The organism is Neobacillus vireti, from assembly GCF_001026695.1.
Classification (GTDB): Bacteria; Bacillota; Bacilli; order Bacillales; family Cytobacillaceae; genus Neobacillus; species Neobacillus vireti.
Window position 1 is genome coordinate 141449 of sequence record NZ_LDNB01000017.1, and the last position, 19882, is coordinate 161330.

At 38.5% G+C, this 19882-nt stretch carries 17 protein-coding genes; 16 read left to right on the plus strand and 1 reads right to left on the minus strand.

The features are described 5' to 3' along the window. The first annotated feature begins 105 nt into the window (after positions 1–105). Together AA980_RS20870 and AA980_RS20875 are read left to right on the plus strand one after the other, a co-directional pair. Positions 106–951 carry a 3-hydroxyacyl-CoA dehydrogenase NAD-binding domain-containing protein gene (locus tag AA980_RS20870; protein ID WP_201779391.1) on the plus strand — a complete coding sequence of 282 codons (846 nt, stop codon included), beginning with the start codon at positions 106–108 and terminating at the stop codon, positions 949–951. 104 nt (positions 952–1055) lie between these two features. Continuing rightward, positions 1056–2234, plus strand: a complete 1179-nt coding sequence (locus AA980_RS20875; RefSeq protein ID WP_024028135.1) for a thiolase family protein — start codon at positions 1056–1058, stop codon at positions 2232–2234. 215 nt (positions 2235–2449) lie between these two features. Here the strand turns inward: AA980_RS20875 and cls are convergent, their stop codons facing one another. After that, entirely contained in the window at positions 2450–3901 is a 1452-nt protein-coding gene (gene cls / locus AA980_RS20880; protein ID WP_024028134.1) for a cardiolipin synthase, read from the minus strand. Between the two features lie 221 nt (positions 3902–4122). Here cls and AA980_RS20885 point away from each other — a divergent pair, with 221 nt between their 5' ends. From AA980_RS20885 to AA980_RS20950, 14 genes are all read left to right on the plus strand, one after another. Beyond that, on the plus strand, positions 4123–4848 hold the full coding sequence (locus AA980_RS20885) for a 3-ketoacyl-ACP reductase (RefSeq protein ID WP_024028133.1): 726 nt from the start codon (positions 4123–4125) through the stop codon (positions 4846–4848). 324 nt (positions 4849–5172) lie between these two features. Further along, a complete protein-coding gene (locus AA980_RS20890; protein WP_024028132.1) occupies positions 5173–5778 on the plus strand; it encodes a TetR/AcrR family transcriptional regulator in 606 nt (201 codons plus the stop codon). Between the two features lie 16 nt (positions 5779–5794). After that, a complete protein-coding gene (locus AA980_RS20895) occupies positions 5795–6757 on the plus strand; it encodes a thiamine pyrophosphate-dependent dehydrogenase E1 component subunit alpha (RefSeq protein WP_407937475.1) in 963 nt (320 codons plus the stop codon). Positions 6758–6768: 11 nt separating this feature from the next. Next, a complete protein-coding gene (locus AA980_RS20900) occupies positions 6769–7770 on the plus strand; it encodes an alpha-ketoacid dehydrogenase subunit beta (RefSeq protein WP_328586690.1) in 1002 nt (333 codons plus the stop codon). 17 nt (positions 7771–7787) lie between these two features. Then, complete coding sequence (locus AA980_RS20905) at positions 7788–8804, plus strand: dihydrolipoamide acetyltransferase family protein (protein WP_024028129.1); 1017 nt, start codon at positions 7788–7790, stop codon at positions 8802–8804. An 11-nt stretch (positions 8805–8815) separates the two neighbouring features. Continuing rightward, positions 8816–10510: a dihydrolipoyl dehydrogenase gene (gene lpdA, locus AA980_RS20910; RefSeq protein WP_024028128.1), complete on the plus strand. Its 1695-nt coding sequence runs from the start codon at positions 8816–8818 to the stop codon at positions 10508–10510. A gap of 16 nt (positions 10511–10526) precedes the next feature. Continuing rightward, the gene (locus AA980_RS20915; protein WP_024028127.1) at positions 10527–11312 is read left to right on the plus strand and encodes an enoyl-CoA hydratase/isomerase family protein; all 786 of its coding nucleotides are present in this window, start codon (positions 10527–10529) and stop codon (positions 11310–11312) included. Between the two features lie 22 nt (positions 11313–11334). After that, complete coding sequence (locus AA980_RS20920; RefSeq protein ID WP_024028126.1) at positions 11335–12882, plus strand: acyl-CoA synthetase; 1548 nt, start codon at positions 11335–11337, stop codon at positions 12880–12882. Beyond that, entirely contained in the window at positions 12882–14054 is a 1173-nt protein-coding gene (locus AA980_RS20925) for an acyl-CoA dehydrogenase family protein (protein WP_024028125.1), read from the plus strand. Before AA980_RS20920 ends, AA980_RS20925 begins: the two co-directional genes overlap by 1 nt. A gap of 20 nt (positions 14055–14074) precedes the next feature. Next, positions 14075–15319, plus strand: a complete 1245-nt coding sequence (locus tag AA980_RS20930) for an ABC transporter substrate-binding protein (RefSeq protein WP_024028124.1) — start codon at positions 14075–14077, stop codon at positions 15317–15319. Between the two features lie 155 nt (positions 15320–15474). Further along, positions 15475–16368 carry a branched-chain amino acid ABC transporter permease gene (locus tag AA980_RS20935; RefSeq protein WP_024028123.1) on the plus strand — a complete coding sequence of 298 codons (894 nt, stop codon included), beginning with the start codon at positions 15475–15477 and terminating at the stop codon, positions 16366–16368. Next, positions 16365–18185 (plus strand): branched-chain amino acid ABC transporter ATP-binding protein/permease, encoded by a 1821-nt coding sequence (locus AA980_RS20940; protein ID WP_024028122.1) that lies wholly within the window; start codon positions 16365–16367, stop codon positions 18183–18185. The genes AA980_RS20935 and AA980_RS20940 overlap by 4 nt, the downstream gene beginning before the upstream one ends. Further along, the gene (locus AA980_RS20945) at positions 18178–18909 is read left to right on the plus strand and encodes an ABC transporter ATP-binding protein (RefSeq protein ID WP_024028121.1); all 732 of its coding nucleotides are present in this window, start codon (positions 18178–18180) and stop codon (positions 18907–18909) included. Before AA980_RS20940 ends, AA980_RS20945 begins: the two co-directional genes overlap by 8 nt. A 118-nt stretch (positions 18910–19027) precedes the next feature. Next, positions 19028–19792 carry a carboxymuconolactone decarboxylase family protein gene (locus AA980_RS20950; protein WP_024028120.1) on the plus strand — a complete coding sequence of 255 codons (765 nt, stop codon included), beginning with the start codon at positions 19028–19030 and terminating at the stop codon, positions 19790–19792. Positions 19793–19882: the final 90 nt, after the last annotated feature.

Below are 19882 nucleotides of genomic sequence, written 5' to 3' on the forward strand. Positions count from 1 at the left end.
AACAATAAATCCTTTGCTGCCCGAGCAGATGCCCATTTGCAGCTGCTCGGCTTCATTTTATATAAGCTTTTTTACATAGAATGAAAAAATAGGAAACGGGAGGAAATAAACATGTCAAAGGTTCTCGTTATCGGAACAGGAACAATGGGAGCAGGAATCGCTCAAGTAATTGCACACCATAATCACGAGGTCACATTGTTCGATCAATCCAAAGACCAGCTTGATAGGGGAATAGACAGCATTGAAAAGCAGCTTAATTCTTTAGAAGAAAAGGGAAAAATAGATGCACAACAAAAAGAAACCACTTTAAAACATCTAGAACCAACCTCTACCTTTCCACACGCTTGTTTTGATCTCATCATCGAGGCTGTACCTGAAAAGAAGGAGATTAAAAGTGCCGTTTTTAAACAAATGGATAAAATCAGTGATGAAAAAACTATATTAGCTACAAATACTTCATCGATTAGTATAAGCGAAATTTCGTCGTATATAGAAAAACGAGATCAAGTAATAGGACTGCACTTTTTTAATCCGCCAACCATAATGAAACTAGTAGAAGTCATTCGCGGGCACCGGACAGATGATAGGATTGTAACGAGAAGTAAAGAGTTTATACATTCAATTGGAAAAGTACCGATTGAAGTGAATGAAGCCCCTGGCTTTGTTGTAAACCGAATGTTAGTCCCAATGATAAATGAAGCTGTATTTCTATTGATGGAAGGAGTCGCATCGGCTGAAGAAATTGATCAATCAATGAAATTAGGTGCAAGTCATCCGATCGGTCCACTAGCTTTAGCCGATTTAATCGGTTTAGATGTGTGCTTACAGGTGATGGATGTTTTATACGATGAGTTTTCAGATAGTAAATACCGCCCAGCTCCACTCTTACGTAAAATGGTTCGGAGCGGCTACTTAGGACGAAAAACCAAGAAGGGGTTTTATTCCTATTAATTAATAAAAAATGGTCAGAAAAGGTTTGGGATTATGGTAATTGCCGAGAAATCCAAGTAGCAAAAGGGATGACAGTACGATTTAAATAAGAAGGGATGAAGAAAATGAAAGATATCTATATTTTAGAAGGAGCCAGGACACCGTTTGGTTCATTTGGAGGAGTGTTAAAAGATGTGGGCGCCACAGATCTCGGGGTGACTGCAAGTAAAGAGGCGATCAGACGAAGTGGTATAGAACCAGACCATATTGACTTCTCTGTTGTAGGGAACGTTATCCATACTGCCCGTAATGCTTCCTATCTAAGCAGGCATATTGCCTTAAAATCAGGACTTCCAATTACAAGCCCTTCCTTAACGGTTAACCGTTTGTGCGGCTCAGGCTTGCAAGCAGTAATTTCTGCTGCCCAGTCAATCATATTAGGGGAGGGTGAAGCTGGTTTAGCTTGTGGAACTGAAAATATGAGCCAGTCTCCTTATGTAATGTATGGGAGCCGCTTTGGAACAGGCTTAAAGAGTCCGCAATTAGATGATATGTTGTGGGCTACGCTCACGGATGAATATAGTGGAATTGGTATGGGGATTACAGCTGAAAATATAGCTAAGAAATATAATATTTCACGGGAAGATCAAGATGAATATGCATTACAAAGTCAACAAAGGGCATCTGCTGCGAGAAACAGTGGTGTATTCCAAAAAGAAATTGTTCCAGTTGAAATAAAGAATAGAAAAGGAAGTTTCTTGATAACAGAAGATGAGCATATTCGGGAGAGTACTAATATAGAAGCGTTAAGAAAACTAAAACCTGCATTTGAGACGGAAGGAACGGTTACCTCAGGGAATGCCAGTGGAATTAATGATGGGGCTGCATCCCTTGTGGTTGCTAGTGACTCGTTTATTTCTAAAAATACTAAGACACCGCTTGCCCGTATTGTTTCCTGGAGCATTGCAGGTGTCGAACCTACATTAATGGGAATCGGCCCCATTCCTGCTATTCAAAAACTTTTAAATAAGGAAAATTTAACGATTCATGATATTGATTTGTTGGAAGTAAATGAAGCTTTTGCTTCACAGTATTTATCTGTTGAGAGGGAACTGGGTTTAAACCGGGAAAAGACAAATGTTCACGGGGGAGCAATCGCTCTTGGACACCCTGTTGGAGCAAGCGGGGCGAGGATTTTATATTCACTTATACTAGAATTAAAGAGAATAAACGGACGTTTCGGGATTGCTTCTCTCTGTATTGGGGGAGGGCAAGGAATTGCTATACTAGTTGAGGCATGTTAATTTTTACAAGCTAATTGGTTAATGTGCCAGTTTTTCATGGGCGTAATTCTATAAAAGGATTGCGTCTATTTCTATTTTTATATTAAAAATTACTTTTAAAAATTATTGGTTAGAATCCGGACATTGGGGACAGTCCCCCGGTAAACCAAAGCTAACGCACCAGTTGACTGACCACATTCGTAAAAAACTCGGTACTCAATGGGGTGCCAAGTTTTTTACAATATAGGCGATAAAAGACGTGAGATGGCCTCTTTAAACTTGATAGACATGGAGCGCTCTTTATATTTTCGCATTGTCAGTTGAGAGCTATCATGACAATCTTGCAGGAACAAATCACTAAGCTGTTTAGCGACTTTTTCATCGTATATTACGGCATTCACCTCAAAATTTAATTGAAAGCTGCGTTTGTCGATGTTGGCAGTCCCAACAGAAGCCACTTCCTGATCTACTACAATCGTTTTTGCGTGGATGAATCCCTTCTCATACAAGTAAATTTTTGCGCCGTAATCGACCAGTTCACCAGTGTATGCCAAGGTTGCCCAATAAACTATGGGAAAATCCCCTTTACTAGGTATCATAATTCGAACATCAACACCTGAAAGCAAGGCAATTTTGCAGGCATCCATAAAGCTGGTATCAGGAACAAAATACGGGGATTGGATGTATACGGTTTTTTTAGCCGCCATAATCAGTTTAATATACATATTTTTGATATGTTCCGTTTCAGAGTTTGGTCCGCTTGCAATGATTTGAACAGGACTATTCCCTTCTGGTTTTTCCATTGGTACAGCATAGGGCTCAAGGTTCAATTTATTCTTGGCAGCATAATTCCAGTCTAAAAGAAACCTTCCTTGTAATTGATTCACCGATTCACCTTTAATTCTTAGATGGGTATCACGCCAGTAGCCGAATTTTTTATCCAAGCCCAAGTACTCATTTCCGATATTAAAGCCGCCGATAAAAGCAATCTTTCGGTCGATGATACAAACTTTTCGGTGATTCCGGTTATTTATGCGAAAATTGATCAATTTAAGAAACGAGGGAAAAAAGGCCTCAACTTCACCGCCATAATGAATGAGTTCTTTAAAAAAACCAGGAGAAATCCTTTTAGAACCAATTTCGTCATAGAGAACCCGGACCTTGACCCCTTCTTTAGCTTTTTTTGTCAGTTCATCGCGCAGTCTTTTTCCAAGGGAATCGCGCTGTATGATGTAATATTGCAGATGAATCTCTTCTTGCGCATTTTTAATATCTTCAAACAAAGCATGAAATTTTTTATGACCATCACTGAAAATCTCAATTTCATTGTACATCGACAGTAATGCATTGGAGGAGTTCAAGTTCATCAAGAGCAAATCAGAATGTTTTGTTAGCAGTTTATAGTCGAAAAAACGCCTGTTTTGCAGCTGTTGAATTTGTTCTTTTACAGTTGATTGAAGATAGTTTCTTTCTTCAGCTGATAAACGGTAAAAATTCCTCTGTTTTAATTGCCTTCCCAGGAACAGATAAACTAAAAATCCCACGATTGGAATAAAGAAAAGGACCATCAGCCAGGCCCATGTAGAACCAATGTCTCTTCGTTCTATAAACACAACCACACCCGCAAGCACAATATTCCCGATGAGAACAATGGTTACAAGCAATGTCGTTACATTTGTCACATCCATACGAAAAAAACTCCTCTTTGTTACAAGTCTCCTAGTAAATCTTACCTGAATTGGGTGGACTTTAAAAGGAATATGACGGTTACTAGATTGTCGCGTTGTTGAAAAATTCACTTAAGGCACTACTTTAAATCAACCTTGCAGGCATAATTTTAGAATGGCTGCTTTCCTCAATATATAATGGAAAAGTAGGGAATGATAGTTTATCGAAGGAGTTGTTTGTAGTGGGACAATCATTAAAAGGAAAAGTTGCGTTTGTAACTGGTGCTGGAAGAGGAATTGGCAAGGCGATTGCGATTGCATTAGCAAATGAAGGGATAAATGTTGGTTTGCTTGCAAGAACAGAAGCTGCTTTAAGGGAAGTGGCAAGTGAAGTTGAAGGTTTGGGAGTTAAAGTAGCATATGCTGCAGTTGATGTTTCATCCTTAGAAGAAGTAAATCAAGCCATTGAAAAATTGACAAACCAGTTGGGCACGGCGGATATTCTAATAAATAATGCCGGAATTGGAAAATTTGCAACTCTTTTAGAAATGGATCCAGAGGAATGGAAGAAAATCATTGATGTCAATATAATGGGTACATATTATGTAACTCGTGCTGTACTTCCACAGTTAATCGAAAAAAATGGCGGTGATATTATTAATATTTCATCGACTAATGGGTTGAATGGTGCTGCTACTTCTAGTGCATATAGCGCATCTAAATTTGGAGTAATTGGTCTAACTGAATCATTAGCACAAGAAGTCCGGAGAAACAATATCCGAGTGACGGGCCTAACTCCTAGCACGGTAGCTACAGAACTGGCTGTCAAAACCAATTTAATCGCAGAAAACGATGATGAAAAATATATGCAACCTGAAGATATTGCTGAATTTATCGTTTCCCAATTAAAATTACATCCGCGAGTTTATATCAAAACCGCAAGCCTTTTAGCAACCAATCCATTCTAATCACATTCGAAGTCGGTCCATGCCGACTTCGAATTTTTTTGTCTTCTAGCAATTGGATTTGCAATGATGGGTAAACCAAAAAAGAAAAGGTTAAAAATTAAACCTCTTAAAAATGGAGGGTTTTTTGTGCACTCCTTAAAATCTCTGTACCATGAAACGACTTGATCCTTCAAACAGTTAATTATATTTTTCTAAAAATTCAAATGATTATTAAAATATTATTGACAAAAAACCGGACAGCCGGTATGCTAATAACAAATAAATAAACCGGACAGCCGGTCGGTTTTTGGTATTAAGTGAATCTAGTTAAGGCGGTTTTCTAAAATGACAAATGTATTGCAGAGTAAAGGCCAAGATCGAAAAGTAGAAATATTAGATGCTGCGCTAACGCTGTTTGTAAAAAATGGCTTTAATAGAACCTCAATTCAAGATATTGCAGATGCAGCAGGAATCACGAAAGGGGGGTTATATCATTATCTAAAAAGTAAAGAGGAAATTCTTTTTTTGCTCCACGAACGATTTATATCTGAAGGTTATTCGAAGTTGAAGTTAATCGAAGAAGAGTCACTTCCAACCGAAGAGAAGCTAGTAAAATTATTAAAAACACACTTAGAAATTATTAAGGATTATAAGGATGATATCACCATCTTTTATAAAGAGTACAATAATTTATCGCCCGAGAATTATAAGATTGTTATGAATAAAAGAGATGACTATGAAAGCATTTTCATTAACGTTTTAGAAGAAGGAAGAATAAATGGCGTTTTTAATATAGAAAATAGCCGAATTTCTAGTTTTTTTATCTTAGGTGCTAGTAACTTTATGTATCATTGGTATAACCCAAATGGTGAAAAGCCAATGGATGAACTAGCAAGAATTTATTTGAACATCATCAAAAACGGAATTCTAAATGAAAAAGATAAAGCTTAAAAAGGGGGAAGAAGGGTTGAGCCACATTCCGAATGAGGAGTTAATGTCCCTTTATCAAACAATGGTCAAGATTCGCGGGTTTGAAGAAAGAGTTTCTAGTTTGTTCTCAGATGGGCTGATACCAGGATTTTTGCACTTGTACATAGGTCAAGAGGCAGTAGCATCTGGAATTTGTGAAAATCTATCAAAGGAAGATTATATTACGAGTACACATAGAGGACATGGACATTGTATTGCAAAAGGTGCAGATGTAAAAAAAATGATGGCAGAGTTATTTGGAAAAGAAACCGGCTATTGTAAAGGAAAAGGCGGTTCGATGCATGTCGTCGATGTTGAAATAGGGATTCTTGGAGCAAATGGGATTGTTGGAGCAGGTATGCCGATTGCAGTTGGGGCTGGGATTACAGCCAAAACGAATAATAAAGGTCAGGTCGTGATTCCTTTCTTCGGTGAAGGAGCTACAGGAATTGGCTATTTTCACGAAGCGGTTAACATGGCCTCAGTTCTTAAACTACCGATTATCTTTGTTTGTGAAAGTAATCAGTATGCAGAATTTACCCCTCGGGAAACTCATTTACCAGTAAAAACCATTGTAGAAAGAGGAGGAGCCTATGGCATTGAGAGCTTTCTAGTAAATGGAAATGATGTGGTAGAAGTCTATCAAACAATGAAACCAATCATAAATCGAGTAAGAAATGGAGAAGGACCTTTCCTAGTTGAATGTGTAACCAATCGCTGGAGCGGCCATTTTGAAGGCGATCCACAACGTTATCGACCAGAAGGTGAAATTGACGAATGGAAGAAAAATGATCCTATTAAAAATTTCCGTTCCATCCTAACTTCTGAATATCATATCCAGGAAAGTTCACTCGTTTCGATTGAAGAAGCTGTCAAACTAGAACTCGATGAAGCAGAAAAGTTTTCGCGCGAAAGCCCTTTTCCGAATGAATTGTCTACATTAGAAGATGTCTACGCTTAATAGGAGGTGGAATCATGCTCATTCGATATAACAAAGCCATTAATAATGCGCTAAGAGAAGAAATGCAGAAGGATTCGACTGTTTTTATTGCAGGCGAAGATGTAGGCAATGCTGGTGGATCCTTTGGAATCACGAGAGGATTGATTGCTGAATTTGGTTCAGCACGTGTCATCGACACACCGATTAGTGAATCAGCAATCGTCGGAATGGCTGTAGGTGCCTCCTCTACAGGATTGAGACCGGTCATTGAAATCATGTTTATGGATTTTATTGCCGTTTGTTTCGATCAAATTATCAATCAAGCCGCCAAAATGAGATATATGTCTGGGGGACAAATGGCATTGCCATTAGTGATTAGGACCCAAGGTGGAGCAGGTTTAAATGCCGGTCCTCAACATTCACAAAGTTTGGAAGCGCTTCTATTTCATATTCCAGGGATAAAAGTAGTAATGCCCTCGAATCCATATGATGCAAAAGGTTTATTGAAAACAGCGATTCGTGATAATAATCCTGTTGTGTTCATTGAAAATAAAGCTTTATATGGGATGAAAGGGGAAGTACCCGAAGAAGATTATACGATTCCATTTGGAAAGGCGAAAATTGTCAAAGAAGGAATTGATGTTACCATTGTTGCCGTAGGCCAGATGGTAAACAAAGCATTGGCAGCTGTAGAAACTCTTGAAAATAACGGAATATCTGCTGAGATTATTGATCCACGAACCATTACACCTTTGGACACAGACACCATTAAACAATCCGTTAAAAAGACAGGTCGACTAATCATTGTACATGAAGCAGTAAAAATTGGCGGAGTGGGTGCAGAAATTGCGGCCATGATTCAAGAAGATATCTTTGATTATTTGGATGCCCCAATCCAACGTGTTGGTGCACCATTTACACCTGTCCCGTATAGTAAACCACTTGAAAACTATTATTTGCCAAATGAAAACGATATCATTAATGCAGTCAAAAAAATTTGTGTTGGCCGCCAATTCTCATTCGCCAGCCATTAATAAAGGAGGAAGGGATTTTGACTTCGTTATTAGCTAAACCTACCTTTGCCTCCCCTAGAGCAAGAGCCTATGCGAATAAATTAGGAATTGCGCTAGATCATTTTGAAGGAAGCGGTCCTAATGGACGAATTATCGAGCAAGATGTCATTCATTATACTGAAAAAATTAATAGTCAGATTAAAGATTTAACTCCAACTAAGAAACAACATAGAAAAATCACTCCACTCGCAAAAAATATTTCCAATATTCAAAATATTAGTATAGAACAAGTACAAGGAAGCGGCATGGACGGGAAAATTGTCAGTGCTGATATCTTAATAAAAGTCCAACAATCAAATAACATCACTGACAAAAAGAAATTACGTTTAGCGGGAATTCGAAAAGTAATTGCCAAAAGGATGACTGATAGTAAGAGAAATGCTCCTCACGTGACACTTACAGTAAAAACCGAAGCAACGCATTTAGTTAACTACCGAAACGTTTATATGGAAAAACATAAAATCAAAATTAGTTTTACAGATTTATTTGTAAAAATTGTTGCTGAAAGCCTGCGCAAGCACCCTATAATCAATGTTTCGTTAGAGGAAGAGATGCTTACCTATCATAACGATATTAATATTGGGATTGCCGTTGCCCGGGAAGAAGGATTAATTGTTCCAGTGATTCACAATGCGGATCAAAAATCGCTTGAACAAATCTCTTTTGACGTGAAAGATAAAGTGAACAGGGCGCGAACAAGAAAGTTGAAACGAACCGATACCGAAAACAGTCGATTTACTATTAGTAATTTAGGGATGTATGAGGTGGATGCTTTTACCCCCGTGATCAACCAACCTGAAAGTGCGATACTTGGCATTGGTAGAATAATAGAAGATATTATTGTAGAAAACAGTCAAATCCGTATCGGAAAAACGATGGTTTTATCCCTTTCATTTGACCATCGTGTTATGGATGGGGCACCGGCAGCAGAATTTTTGGGTGAACTTAAACATTTTATTGAAAATCCAGAAGATATTCTGTCACTTCAAAACTAGGAGAAATGAAAATGGATATTATTGTTCCTAAAGCAGGTCTAACGATGACGGAGGCAACTGTCACCACATGGTTAGTTGCAGAAGGTGAAAAAGTGAAGAAAAATGACACCATTGCAGAATTAATGACAGAGAAAATGACAATAGAAGTAGAGGCACCAGAAAGTGGAGTAATTGTAAGCATTATAAAGCAAGAAGGTGAGGAAGTTCTCGTTGGGGAAACATTAGCCACTTTGCATACCACCCATTCATACCGGGATGAAAAGGAAAATATTGCCCTTCCTTCTGCAAATGAAGTGTTAAAAAGCCCTTCAAATGAAACCGCCTCACCTGGCTATGATGCTGCTGTAATTGGCGGCGGTCCAGGTGGTTATCTTGCAGCACTCCGTATTGCTCAATTAGGAGGAAAAGTCGTTTTAATTGAACGGAATGAGCTCGGTGGAGTTTGTTTAAATGCAGGGTGCATTCCCACTAAAACACTACTCAAAGGAGCAGAACTGACCAAAATCCATACCTTTTCATCGGAATTTGGTGTCTATTATCCACCACCAACGATAGATTTTGCAAAACTGATGAAGAAAAAGGAAACGCTTATACAGCAGCTTCAAAAAGGAATTAGTCATTTGCTGAAGAAAGATAAGGTCACTGTTATAAATGGGGTAGGCGAAATCGTCTCTCCAAATAAGGTGAAGGTCACCAAGAGCAATGGGGAAATAGAAACCATTACTAGTAAAAATATTATTTTAGCTACAGGTTCAGAGGCCCATATTCCGAACATTCCAGGTTTAAAAAATGCTAAACCATGGGCAAGCAAAGAGGCTCTTTCCATGACGGAATTACCTGAAAGTATTGCGATTATCGGGGCAGGGGCCATTGGCTGTGAATTTGCTGGTATCTATGCTCCATTTGGTGTAAAAGTCGTGTTAATTGAGAGTGAAAACGAAATTCTGCCAGGAGCGGATCTTGATGTCGCTCAATTCCTAAAAAAATCACTTAAAAAAGATGGAGTCGAAATCCTAACCTCTTCACAAGTAAAAGAAATTAAAGAAGAAAATGGTGAAAAGACTTTATATATCGAACACAAAGATCATTATAAAGAAATTGTTGTCAAAGAGATTCTTGTAGCAACTGGTAGGAAAGCTAGACTAGAAAAGCTAAAAGCAATAGGACTTGAAGAAGAAAATGGGGGAGTTATGGTCGATGAATCACTTCGTACAAGTATCCCATCCATTTTCGCAATCGGGGACATAACAGGTAAAGAAAATTTAGCACATGTTGCTTCAGCACAAGGAATGGTCGCCGCTGAAAATTGCATGGGATATCAAAAAAGAATGAATTACGAATTGATTCCCCGTTGTATTTACACGTCCCCTGAAATCGCGTCTGTTGGTCTTACCGAAAAAGAGGCGAACACAAAAAATCTAGATTACCAGATTGGTAAGTACTATTTTAACGGCAATGGGCGAGCATTAACAAATGGAAAAGCAGAGGGATTTGTAAAAGTCGTTCGCGATAAAAAATATAATCAAATCCTCGGGATTCATATTGTCGGAACGAATGCATCCGAATTAATTTCAGAAGGAGTACTAGCTATAAACCTTGAAGCGACAACTGAGGAAATAGCAGCAACAATCCACCCGCACCCTACTTTATCCGAAGGTTTGCTAGAGGCAGCTTTAGCAAGTATGGGTAAAGGAATTCATGTATAGAAAGGAAGAGATATGTATGGAAAAAGTAAAATATGTTCGCACCCAAATCGGGTCTGGAATTGCCACCATCACAATTGATCGTCCAGATGTGTTAAATGCGATTGATGATGAGGTTTTAGAAGAGTTAGAAACCACTTTTAATGTGATTGAAAAAGATGAAAAGATTCGTGTTGTCATCATCACAGGCGGTGGTGAGAAAGCATTCGTGGCTGGCGGAGATATTGATGCAATGAAACGAATGAGTGTAATCGAAGGTGAAAGATTTGTTTATAAAGGACAATGCGTATTAAGCAAAATAGAGAACAGCAACAAAGTAGTCATTGCTGCGATTAATGGCTATGCATTAGGAGGCGGAACCGAGTTAGCATTGGCTTGTGATATTCGCATTGCTTCAGATAAGGCGAAATTAGGTCTCCCTGAGGTTTGTATCGGACTTTATCCAGGCTGGGGAGGAACTCAAAGATTAGTAAGATTAGTAGGAAAAGGTGTTGCGAAGGAATTAGTCTTTACCGGAAGACGCATTTCTGTCCACGAAGCAAAAGAATTAGGGATTGTGAACCGAATTGTCCCACACGATGAACTAATGAGTAGCTGTGTAGAACTAGCTGAGAGTATATTGGCTAATAGTCCAATGGCTGTGATTCAGTCTAAAAAAGCGATTAACCAAGGCAGTGAAATTTCCCTTGATAATGCATTAAGTTTAGAAGCAGAAGCATGGCTTGTTAACTTTAGTACAGAAGATCGTGTGGAAGGTTTAAGTGCATTTTTAGAAAAAAGGAAACCCAATTATTTGGGAAGATAATTGTCTAAGGAGGGAGAGGACATTGAGTATTGAAGGAAATATCAACTTCTCATCTGTCGTTAACAAATGGGCCGAAGAAAATCCTTATAAAGAGGTAATTGTTTATGAAAATAAACGAATTACATACAAAGAGCTGAATGATCGAGTGAATGCGTTAGCACAAGGGCTTCTCTCTCTTGGCATCGAACAAGGCGACCGTGTAGGGATTTTAGTTTATAATTGTTCAGAATTTTTCGAAACTATATTTGCAGTCAATCGTATCGGTGCGATCTTTCTGCCGCTTAATTTTCGCTTAGCTCCAGATGAACTTGCTTATATCTTAGGAAATGCGGGAGCTAAAGCCCTTATCAGTGAAGATGACTTCCATAATGAAATCGATAGCATCAGAGAAAATTTGCCGGAACTTCAACATTATGTTTCCCTATCGGTGACAGAGGATAAATCATGGAAGTCCTATCAGAAATTAATAGATTCCAATCTAGGTACACAAGTTTTAGACGCACATGTAGAATTAAACGATTTACATCGATTAATGTATACGTCTGGAACAACCTCTCGACCAAAAGGAGTCAAAATATCGTTTGAAAACTTGTATTGGAAAAATATAGGTCACATTTGGAACTTCAACATTGGACCAGATGATAAAACGTTAATCGTTGGTCCCCTTTACCATGTAGGAGGATTGGATCTTCCTTCAACAGGGGTTCTATATCGGGGTGGGAGTGTAGTGATCTTAAGGAAATTTGATCCTGAGCAAGTACTCGCTGCAATTGAGCAAGAAAAGCCAACCAATATTTGGTTAGCACCAGCCATGGTCAATATGTTACTTCAATTCGAACAGGCCCATCGATATAATCTTGACTCGATTCGTTTCATCATTGCTGGAGGAGAAAGGATGCCAGAACCATTAATTGAAAGGGTTCAGAAGCTATTTAAAAATGCCTGGTTTTGCGATGCATATGGGTTAACAGAAACCGTTTCTGGTGATACTTTCCTCCCACGCTCCAAAACATTTGAAAAGCTTGGCTCCGTGGGAAAACCTTGCATTCACTTGGATATGAGAGTTGTTGATGACGATGGAAACAAAGTCCCGCCTGGTGAAATTGGTGAGATTGTCTTTCGAGGACCAAAGGTAACAAAAGGATATTGGCAAGACGAAGAGTCAACCAAAAAGTCGATTCGAAACGGATGGTTTCATACCGGAGATATGGGCTACGTGGATGAAGAAGGCTATTTATACATCACTGATCGTAAAAAGGATATGATCGTTAGTGGCGGAGAAAATATCGCAACACTTGAGGTAGAAAGGGTTCTATATGAGCATCCATTCGTGTTAGAAGCTGCCGTGATTGGAATTCCTCATCCAAAATGGGGAGAAGTTCCAAAAGCTTTCATTGTTGCGAAGAAAGATGAGAACATAATAGAAGCAGAACTCCTATCCTTATGCAAGGAAAAACTAGCAAAATATAAAGTTCCACAAGAAATTGAATTTGTGAATGAATTACCGAGAAATCCTTCAGGAAAAGTCCTAAAAAGGGAATTAAGAGAAAATAGGAGGCAGCGAGCATAATGAACTTTGAAATCACTCAAGATCAATTAATGCTAAAAGAAGGTGTTAGAAAAATTGCCAATGACTTTGGCTTGGAATATTGGCGGGAAAAAGATGCAAAGCATGAGTTTGTACATGAATTATGGAGTGAATTGGGGAAAAACGGCTATATAGGTGTTTCAATTTCCGAGGAGTATGGAGGTGTTGGTTTAGGCCTAGTTGAAATGGCGATGGTAATCGAAGAACTTTCAAAAGCAGGTGCAGGTTCAACAGTTGGTCAGCTATTTATGCTGACACCCATATTCGGAGGCATAACAATTGAACGTCATGGGAGCGAAGTTCAAAAAAGAGAATACTTACCTAAAATTGCTTCAGGTGAGATGAATTTCTGTATGGCCCTTACAGAACCTAATGCAGGAAGTAATTCTCTTGAGATTACTACTTTCGCCAGGAAAGAGGGTGATCATTATATCATTAATGGTCAGAAGACTTGGATTTCAGGTGTGAATGTTGCTGACAAGATGCTACTTGTGGCGAGGACAACAAAAAAGGAAGACGTTCAAAGGAAAACGGATGGCATTAGTTTGTTTTTAGTCGATTCAAAAGATTCTGCGATTGTTACGCAGCCAATTGAAAAAGTTGGGACACATTGTGTTCAATCTGATGAAGTGTTTATCGAGAACTTAAAAGTTCATAAAGACAATTTAATTGGTGAAGAAGGAAAAGGCTGGCGTTATCTTGTTGATACACTAAACGCTGAACGAATTGTCACAACGGCTGGCCTAGTAGGTACAGGAGAACTGGCCCTTAAACTAGCAGTAGATTATTCAAAAGAGAGAGTTGTTTTTAATAATACACCAATTGGTGCCTACCAAGGAATTCAATTTCCTCTTGCTGAGCTGAGTGCGGAAATCAATGTTGCTCAGCTAATGAACTACAAGGCAGCTTGGCTTTATGATCAATCCATCCCGAATGGAGCAGAAGCAAATACTGCAAAATTAATTGCCGGCAAAGCCGCATTTGGACTTTGTGATCGAGCGATGCAAGTACTGGGAGGCTTTGGCTACGCAAAAGAATATCATGTTGAACGAATATGGAGAGATGTTCGCCTCTTTAAAATTGCACCAGTATCAGAAGAAATGATTTTAAACTTTATTGCTCAGCATAACTTGGGAATGCCTAGATCTTATTAATATGTTTGGGGGCGTTAAAGATGAAAAGGCTTTCGTTAATCGTGCTCGGATTTATCTTGTTATTCATAACAGCTTGCAGTAATTCAGCAATTAACAGTTCTACGAATTCTTCAAGTGGATCAAAAGGTGATTCTGATAAAGGGAAGATTAAAATCGGTATGACCTCCGCGATTACAGGTCCTTATAGTGAATACGGGGAAGGAAATAAACGTGGGGTTAAATTAGCCATCGATGAATGGAATAAAAATGGTGGAATTAACGGCAAGAAAATCGAAATTGAAATTTTAGACGATCAATTAGTTCCTGATAAAGCTGCAACGAATGTTCAACAATTAATCGCAGATCCAGAGGTTGTTGCCCTTATTGGTCCTGCAGGAAGTGGTCCAGGATTGGCCACTGTTCCGATTACAGAAGCCAAAGGGATTGTTCATATGAACATTGTCCCACAAACGATTGCAGTAACCTACCCAAATGGAACTGATCAACCACCACGAAAAAATGTCTTCTCATTTGCCTTACAGAATGACGTAGAGGCACATGTTCTAGGAAAATTCACCGGTGAAAACTGGAAAAAGATTGCTTTACTTCATGAAAGTACAGCTTATGGAAATTCTGGGATTGATTTGATTACAGAAATGTTAGAAAAGGATTTCAAGGTTAAACCAGTTGCTCGTGAAGAATACAATCAGGGTGTTTCTGATATGACCTCGCAATTATCAAAAATTAAGAATGCTGGGGCAGAGGTAGTCGTTGTCGTAGGACTGGGCGCTGACCTAGCAAATATTAAAAAAGGGATGGATCGCTTAGGGCTTAACGTGCCACTAGTCGCAACAAATGGTGCACTGTCACTTCCATATGTAGAAGGAGCTGGTGATTTAGTTCTTGGGACCATTGGATCGATGGTTGGAGCTCTTGGGCAAGATCCATTATCAACTGAAGCACAAATATTTGCGAATGCTTATAAAGAAAAATATGGTGTCGACCGATACTGGGGAAATGACAAAGAAAACCCGCAGCTTTTTATGTCTTTAAACGTAGCGAATGCTTATGATGGTGCCAATGTTCTGTTTGAAGCAATTAAAAATGCCAAAAGTACGAAATCAGAAGATATCATCAAATCTTTAGAATCCATTAAAGACTATAAAGGGGTAAATGCGACCTATTCATTTAGTGGGCAAAAGCATCATGCTATCTCAGAAGAAGCACTCAATTTATTTAAATATGTCAAAGAAGGCAAGGACATTAAGCTAGTCCCATATAAGTAAAGTGAAATTACTATCAGTGAAGGGTCCTTCACTTCCCTTAGGATGATTAGTAAATGTTTTGTAAGGTAAAAATCCTATACTGGTTGGGTGCTTAAATCGTATTCAGCCAGTAGTTGATTTAATTGGAAGTGAATTCGTGTTAGGAGGTCATTACGGTGTCTAGTTTAGAGTTCGCCTTAGAGTTAATTTTTACTGGATTATGTGTCGGTGCCGTGTATTCCCTTATTGCACACGGTTTTAATATCACGTTTTGGACCACAAAGGTTGTAAACTTTGGTCATGGTCCATTTATTATGTTTTGTTCCATGCTGGTGTTGTCATTTTTATTGAATGGGTTACCATGGATCGTTTCCATCCCTTTAGGATTTTTTATAATTATTCTCTTAGGATTTATTCTGGAAAGATTTTCCATTCGACCTCTATTAAAATATCCAACTAGTATGGGATGGATAGTCTCAACACTTGGTGTAGGTCTGTTTTTACAGGCTTTAGCTTCAAAAATATGGGGCGCTCAAGCATTAGCTTTTCCACCATTTATCTTTAAAGCGACGGATTATGTTTCGATTTTTGGAATTCAATTATCGGCTCAATATTTACTTGTTTTAGTCATGGCATTAGTCATTATGCTAATAATGGAAGTGATTATCAATAAAACCATTTGGGGAAAAGCAATGAAAGCAGTTGCTCATGACCCGAACTTTGCTAGAGTCATGGGGATTAAATCAAAGATGGTCATGACTTTGTCATTTATGATCAGTGCTTTATTAGCAGGAGTTGCTGGAATTCTGATTGCACCAATCTATGGGACCATCACTCCTGAATTTGGAATGAACATCATGGTTTTAGGCTTTGTTGCTTCTGTTTTAGGTGGAATCGGTAGTTCCAAAGGAGCTTTGTTTGGTGGTCTAATGCTTGGAGTCATTGAAAAATTAGTCGGGGGCTATATCTCAACCTCTGCTGAGCATGGAGTAGCATTTTTGATTTTGATTATTATTTTAGCCCTTAAACCTGACGGGATCTTTGGAGTGAAGGTGGTCCAAAAAGTATGACAAAGAGTACATTCCATAAAATCACGGATAGTCATTTTACAAAGCTGGTCTTGTTTCTGTTATTTGCTTTTATCCCATTTGTTTTTGCTGTAAATGATGTTCAATTATTTATCTTCTGGGGAATTAATATTCTCCTTGCCCAAAGTATTAACTTACTAAGTGGCTTTGCTGGACAAATTTCTTTAGGTCATGCTGCATTTTATGCGATTGGTGCTTATACATCGGGAATCTTGATGACAAATTTCGGGTTGTCTTTAGTTGTGACCATTTTGGTAACTGCGCTTGTAAATGGACTGGTCGGATATTTGTTATCCTTCCCTGCTGGACGAGTAAAAGAATTTTACCTAGCGATGATGACTCTAGGATTTGGGTTTATTATTCAAGAGGTTGCCAAAGAATGGTCTTCTGTTACAGGAGGAGTAATGGGATTGAGTGGGATTCCATCTCCCCAACTTGGTACATTCACCTTCTTAGGAATTCCAATGGGACTAGCGTATTACTACTGGGTTGTTTTAATCATCGTTGTATTCTTTTTATGGATGTTCAAAAACTTTGTTCAATCGTATTTCGGTAGATCCTTCCTAGCAGTACACCGCAGTGAGCTAAGTGCAGCCAGTATTGGAATCTCCCCACAATATGTTAAACAATTAGCATATACAGTAAGTGCGTTAATGGCAGGTGTTGCCGGGGCTTTGTATGCGCACTTAATGGGATATATTGGCTCGAATTCGTTTGGAATGATGCAATCAATCGAAATTCTAGTAATGGGGATTCTTGGAGGATTCGGAACAATCATAGGTCCGATTTTGGGTGCAGGCTTCCTAACCTTTATACCCAATAAGCTTCAATTTATCCAGGAATATCAATTGATGATTTATGCTTTCCTTTTAGTTGTTTCCTTTTTAATCATTCCACAAGGCTTTGCTGGTGTACTGAATTTAAGAACTAGCCTCTATAAAAACCTTAAACATAAGGAAAAGTCTCCATTACCTGTGCATAATGTACTGGCAAAAAGAGAAATTATCGATTCAGAAGCAAATAGAAGCAATCAACCGATTCTTACAACAACCAATGTCATTAAAGACTTTTCTGGTTTAAGAGCATTAAATGGGATCTCTATTAAACTCTATCGAGGGGAAATTCTAGGTTTAATCGGCCCTAATGGATCGGGAAAAAGTACGCTCGTAAATCTAATCAGCGGAATCTATCCCATTACTTCGGGGAAGATTTCCTTTGAAGACCATGACATCACAAATAAACAAAGCCATTACATTGCAAACAGAGGAATTATCCGTACGTTCCAGGATCCACATAATGTCGCAAACATGACGGTTCGCGAAAATTTACTTCTTGGAAATCACCGCTTATATCAGTCTGGGATTCTGTCTTGTACGATAAATTTCAAACGGAGTCTGGTAGAGGAACAAGAAATGCTAGTAAAAGTGGAGCAAATCATGGATTTATCTGAACTTGCTCATTACGCGGATGATCAAGTAGGCAATCTACCATATGGAATTCAAAGAATCGTCGAGGTAGCAAGAGCGATTTTAGCAGAACCTAAAATTCTCTTGTTAGATGAACCGGCAGCAGGACTTTCTGAGACAGAGTTAAAGTTGTTAATCCAACTCATCCGATATGTGAAGAGCAGAGGAATTCCAATTGTCTTGATCGATCATCATATGGAATTTGTCGCTAGTCTAGTAGATCGAGTGTTTGTGTTAGATTCTGGAGAAGAAATTTACTCTGGTGATATGAAGGGTATGAAACAAAATAAACAAGTAATTGAAGCTTATCTGGGAGTGGCTAAACATGCTTAAAATTAATGGCCTTCATGTGAACTACGGACCAATAAACGCCTTGAAAGGTATTTCTATAGACATTGCAGAGGGAAAAATCACTGCGATTATCGGTGCAAATGGTTCAGGGAAATCAACCATGCTAAGCGCAATCAGCGGGTTGATTATTCCAGACCAAGGTGAGATTTATTACAAAGATACCCCAATCCAGACCAAACCAGTAGAAGAAAGAGTTAAGCGCGGAATTGCACATGTAATGGAAGGACGCCGCTTATTTAAGGATCAATCTGTTCATGACAATTTACTTTTAGGTTTTTACTTTCGAAATTCAAAAGAAAATAAAAAAAATATGCTAAAACAAATTACTGAAGTATATGAACGATTTCCGATATTAGGTCAAAAAAAGCACCAACTAGCTGGCACATTAAGTGGTGGTCAACAGCAATTGTTGATAATCTCAATGGCAATACTTTCCAAACCGCGATTATTACTACTTGATGAACCATCATTAGGATTAGCACCGATTGTAGTAGATCAAGTTTATCAGTACTTAGATGAATTAAAAGCAATGGGGGTTACCATTATTGTTTCCGAACAAATGGCAGCACTAGCCATGCGTATCGCAGATTTTGGGTACGTACTAGAGCGTGGAAAGATCGTTGGAAAGGGCGACGTACAATACTTGAAATCGATGATGGACTCTGACGAAATGTCTGCTGTTTACTTTGGGGAGGCAAAAGTATAAAGGGAGTGAACGCTGATATTATCCATTTGTTAGAAATGGCTAGGTAATGATTTGTATGCCATCTAAGGCTTTTCAAATATTCTATGTAAAATATCTATTTTAGATAAGGAGTGATCATATGACACAATTAACTAACAAACAAAGAGAACTAAAGGAAAAATTCATTGCTGAAAGAGGGTACTGGGCTGATTTTTGGGAGGATACGTTAAGATTAAACGAAGACTTTTTCGAAAAGTACATTAAATTTTCAGCAGTCCCGTGGAAAAAAGGAACCCTTGATCCTAAGGTGAAAGAGTTAATTTATGTGGCGATTGATGCTTCTACTACTCATTTATATTCGCCTGGTACCCAAGCCCATATGCAAAATGCAATCAGATACGGGGCTACTCCAGAAGAAATTATGGAAGTTTTTATGTTAACGAGTGTACTTGGGATCCATACTTGTACCTCTGGTATTCCTATTCTCGTTGACGAACTAAAAAATGCCGGGGTAGAACTCAATGAGGAACTAACTGTGAGACAGGAAAAATTAAAAGAACAATTCAAAGAAGCCCGCGGGTATTGGTCAGAGCTTTGGGATCAGTTTTTACTTCTGGATGATGAATTCTTTGAGGCCTATCTAGAGTTTTCTTCTGTTCCGTGGAATAAAGGCACATTGGAGCCAAAAGTGAAGGAGTTCATCTATATCGCGATTGATGCTGCCACCACTCATTTATATGATCCAGGTACACGAGTCCATATCAAAAATGCGTTAAAATACGGGGCAACCAAGGAAGAAATTATGGAAGTATTCCAATTGGTTAGTGTGCTGGGGATTCATACTTGTTTAGAAGGTGTTCCAATTTTAGTAGAAGAAATGAAAAAGATGAAAGTGAATAGATAAAGAAAATTTCTATCTTACAATCTAGCAGAAATAATTTGATAGATTGATTGGAGGGTTTTTCAGGTGTTTTGAAGATGGTTATGATTATTT

What these genes read in the sequence shown, in the direction of transcription:
- AA980_RS20875 (WP_024028135.1), top strand. Translation starts at nt 1,056, where the DNA reads ATGAAAGATATCTATATTTTAGAAGGAGCCAGGACACCGTTTGGTTCA.
- cls (WP_024028134.1), bottom strand. Translation starts at nt 3,901, where the DNA reads ATGGATGTGACAAATGTAACGACATTGCTTGTAACCATTGTTCTCATC.
- AA980_RS20890 (WP_024028132.1), top strand. Translation starts at nt 5,173, where the DNA reads ATGACAAATGTATTGCAGAGTAAAGGCCAAGATCGAAAAGTAGAAATA.
- lpdA (WP_024028128.1), top strand. Translation starts at nt 8,816, where the DNA reads ATGGATATTATTGTTCCTAAAGCAGGTCTAACGATGACGGAGGCAACT.
- AA980_RS20915 (WP_024028127.1), top strand. Translation starts at nt 10,527, where the DNA reads ATGGAAAAAGTAAAATATGTTCGCACCCAAATCGGGTCTGGAATTGCC.
- AA980_RS20925 (WP_024028125.1), top strand. Translation starts at nt 12,882, where the DNA reads ATGAACTTTGAAATCACTCAAGATCAATTAATGCTAAAAGAAGGTGTT.
- AA980_RS20930 (WP_024028124.1), top strand. Translation starts at nt 14,075, where the DNA reads ATGAAAAGGCTTTCGTTAATCGTGCTCGGATTTATCTTGTTATTCATA.
- AA980_RS20940 (WP_024028122.1), top strand. Translation starts at nt 16,365, where the DNA reads ATGACAAAGAGTACATTCCATAAAATCACGGATAGTCATTTTACAAAG.
- AA980_RS20945 (WP_024028121.1), top strand. Translation starts at nt 18,178, where the DNA reads ATGCTTAAAATTAATGGCCTTCATGTGAACTACGGACCAATAAACGCC.
- AA980_RS20950 (WP_024028120.1), top strand. Translation starts at nt 19,028, where the DNA reads ATGACACAATTAACTAACAAACAAAGAGAACTAAAGGAAAAATTCATT.